The following is a 2,862-nucleotide window of genomic DNA, read 5'->3' on the forward strand; positions in this document are numbered from 1 at the left end:
CAGCGCCGCCCAGCCCACCGTGGCCCACGGGTCGCCGCCGAGGATGCCGGCGTCGATGGCCTTACCGAGCAGCCACGGCGACAGCACCGCGGGCAGCTGCCAGGCGACGATGAGCAGCGCCATCCACGTGACGACCACGCCTTGATCCCGCAGCATCCAGCCGAGGAAACGGCTGGGTGTGCGGGTATCGGGAGGGGCGGCGTCCACCCCCGGCGGGAAGTCACGCATAGCCGACGAACGTTACTCGCGCGACCCCCCGGGGTCAACCGATCCGGAAAGACTCATCAGAGGGAGCGGTAGTGCTCGTCGTCGACGGGCTCGAGCCACTCGGTGCCCATGCCGTCCTTGACGGCCATGAGGGCGACGTGGGAGAACCAGCCGTCCTGGGCGGCGCCGTGCCAGTGGCGCGTGCCCTCCGGAACGACCACGGCCGTGCCGGGCGTCATCTTGACGGGCGGCTGGCCCTCGATCTCGCACCAGCCCTCGCCCGCGGTGCAGAGGAGGTACTGCTCGACCTCGTGGTGGATGTGCCAGTAGTTGATGCAGCCCGGCTCGAACGTGACGTTCATCATGTTCACGTCGTTGCCGGAGGCCAGCGGCGCCACGAAGCAGCGTCCGGTGAAGTACGCGGCGTAGGTGTCGTTGGGCTCACCGATCGGAAGGATCTGCTCGAACTCGCTCATGGTGCGATTGAACTCCCCTGCCCGGACGGTAACAAGGTGCTGCCTGTACCCCCCTGCCACGCGGGAGGGTCGCTCCCGCGCGCCTGGATCAGCGTGAGGGGCGGCGTCCGCCTTCAGCCGGGGCGTGTGCGGATGCGTGCTGCGAAACCAGCGCTCCAGTACCGGGTTCGCAGCACGGAGTTGCACACGGGGCTCTGAAGCCGGGTGCTGCGTCGCCCCGAGAGGGTGACATCGGTTTTCTGACATAGGGATTCGTGGCACGTGCCACGATTTCCTATGTCACAAACGTGAGCGCCCCTTCACGGCACGCACGTGAGCGCCCCCTCACGGCATGTACCGCAGCCCCTTGGCGGCCAGCGGCTCACGCATGCCGTAGAGGTCCAGGCCCAGCTCGCCGGCCTTGAAGCGGGCCCGCTTCGACTCCTCGTTCTCCTCACGCTTCCGCGACGCCTCGGCGACCTCCGCCACCCGAGCGCGCGGCACGACGACGACGCCGTCCACATCGGCCACGACGACATCCCCGGGGTAGACCAGCGCGTTCGCGCAGACCACGGGCACGTTGACCGAGCCCAGCGTCTCCTTCACCGTGCCCTTCGCGTGGATCGCCCGGGAGAAGACGGGGAAGTCCATCCGCTCCAGGTCGGCCACATCCCGGACGCCGCCGTCGATGACCAGCCCGGCGCAGCCCTGCGCCTGCAACGACGTGGCCAGCAGCTCGCCGAAGAACCCGTCCTCCGACTCCGTCGTGCACGCCGCCACGAGCACGTCCCCCCGGCGCACCTGCTCGGCCGCCACGTGGATCATCCAGTTGTCGCCCGGCTGCAGCAGCACGGTCACCACCGGCCCGCACAGGCGCGCCCCGGCGTACACGGGCCGGATGTAGGGCCGCATCAGCCCCACGCGACCCATGGCCTCGTGGATCGTCGCCACCCCGAACGCCGACAGCGCCTCGACGTCCGCGGCCTCCGGCCGCAGCACGTCCGTGTGCACCACACCCATTTCCGCCTGCATCACCGCTCCCCCCGATCGAGCTTCTCCGCCAGCCGCGGGTACACCCGCAAGGCGTTCCCCGCGTAGACCGCCTCCCTGTCGGCGTCCGACAGATGCGGCGTCGCCGCCACGTAGCGCCCGTGTCGTCGAAGTGGTGCCCGGTGCGCGGGTCGATGCCGCGCACCGCCCCCACCATCTCGTTCGCGAACAGGATCGACGACGCCGGGATCACCTTCGTCAGCAGGTCGATCCCGTCCTGGTGGTACACGCAGGTGTCGAACGAGACGTTGGCCAGCAGGTCGTCCGGGTCGGGCCCGCCGATCGCCTGCGCCAGCCCGCGGAACCTCCCCCAGTGGTACGGCACCGCCCCGCCGCCGTGCGGGATGACGAGCTGCAGCTCGGGGAAGTCGGCGAACAGGTCGCCTTGCAGCAACTGCATGAAGGCTGTCGTGTCGGCGTTGAGGTAGTGCGCCCCGGTGGTGTGGAACGCCGGGTTGCACGACGTCGAGACGTGCACCATCGCCGGCACCCGCAACTCCACCAACGCCTCGTAGATCGGGTACCAGCTGCGGTCGGTCAGCGGCGGCGCGGTCCAGTGCCCCCCGGAGGGATCCGGGTTCAGGTTCACCACGACCGCCCCCAGCTCCTCCACCGCGCGACGCAGCTCGGGCAGACACGTCGCCGGGTCCACCCCCGGCGACTGCGGCAGCATCGCCCCCATCACGAACCGCTCCGGGTACAGCCCGGCGACGCACGCGACGAGGTCGTTGCACACCTCTGCCCACGCCTGCGACACCGAGAAGTCGCCGATGTGATGGGCCATGAAGCTGGCCCGGGGGCTGAAGATCACGAGATCGGTGCCGCGGTCGTCGAGGAGCTTCAGCTGGTTCTCCTCCAGCGACGCCTTGATCTCGTCGTCGGAAATCCGTAGATCGCACGCCGCCTGTGCGGTCCCGCCGCCCTCGAACGCGGCGATCTGCGCGTCGCGCCACGCCGCGAGTTGCGGCGGGGTGGTCGTGTAGTGGCCGTGGCAGTCGATCTTCACGAAGGATTCCTTCCGTGGGTCGGGGTGCCGGATGAGGCGACGGACGCCGCCGGCTCAGAGCGGCTGTTCGGGGGTGGCCCTCAGCGCGCCGATGACGCTGGTCAGATGGGCCTGGACGGCCGCACGGGCGGCGTCCGCATCGCG

At 70.0% G+C, this 2,862-nt stretch carries 2 protein-coding genes and 2 pseudogenes; all 4 read right to left on the minus strand.

What is annotated here, in order from left to right; all coding sequences use genetic code 11:
- Window positions 1-228: pseudogene (locus Q1K57_RS08430) on the minus strand (hypothetical protein); the annotation flags it as partial.
- Window positions 229-284: 56 nt separating this feature from the next.
- Window positions 285-683 (minus strand): cupin domain-containing protein, encoded by a 399-nt coding sequence (locus Q1K57_RS08435; RefSeq protein ID WP_300080920.1) that lies wholly within the window; start codon window positions 681-683, stop codon window positions 285-287.
- A gap of 324 nt (window positions 684-1,007) precedes the next feature.
- Complete coding sequence (gene ligK / locus Q1K57_RS08440; protein WP_300080923.1) at window positions 1,008-1,694, minus strand: 4-carboxy-4-hydroxy-2-oxoadipate aldolase/oxaloacetate decarboxylase; 687 nt, start codon at window positions 1,692-1,694, stop codon at window positions 1,008-1,010.
- A gap of 127 nt (window positions 1,695-1,821) precedes the next feature.
- Window positions 1,822-2,718 (minus strand): annotated as a pseudogene (locus Q1K57_RS15725) (amidohydrolase family protein); the annotation flags it as partial.
- Between the last annotated feature and the right edge of the window lie 144 nt (window positions 2,719-2,862).

The sequence above is a fragment of the Propioniciclava sp. genome, from assembly GCF_029977985.1.
Classification (GTDB): Bacteria; Actinomycetota; Actinomycetes; order Propionibacteriales; family Propionibacteriaceae; genus Propioniciclava.

Coding starts and splice junctions, on each gene's coding strand:
- Q1K57_RS08435 (WP_300080920.1), bottom strand. CDS start 683: ATGAGCGAGTTCGAGCAGATCCTTCCGATCGGTGAGCCCAACGACACC.
- ligK (WP_300080923.1), bottom strand. CDS start 1,694: ATGCAGGCGGAAATGGGTGTGGTGCACACGGACGTGCTGCGGCCGGAG.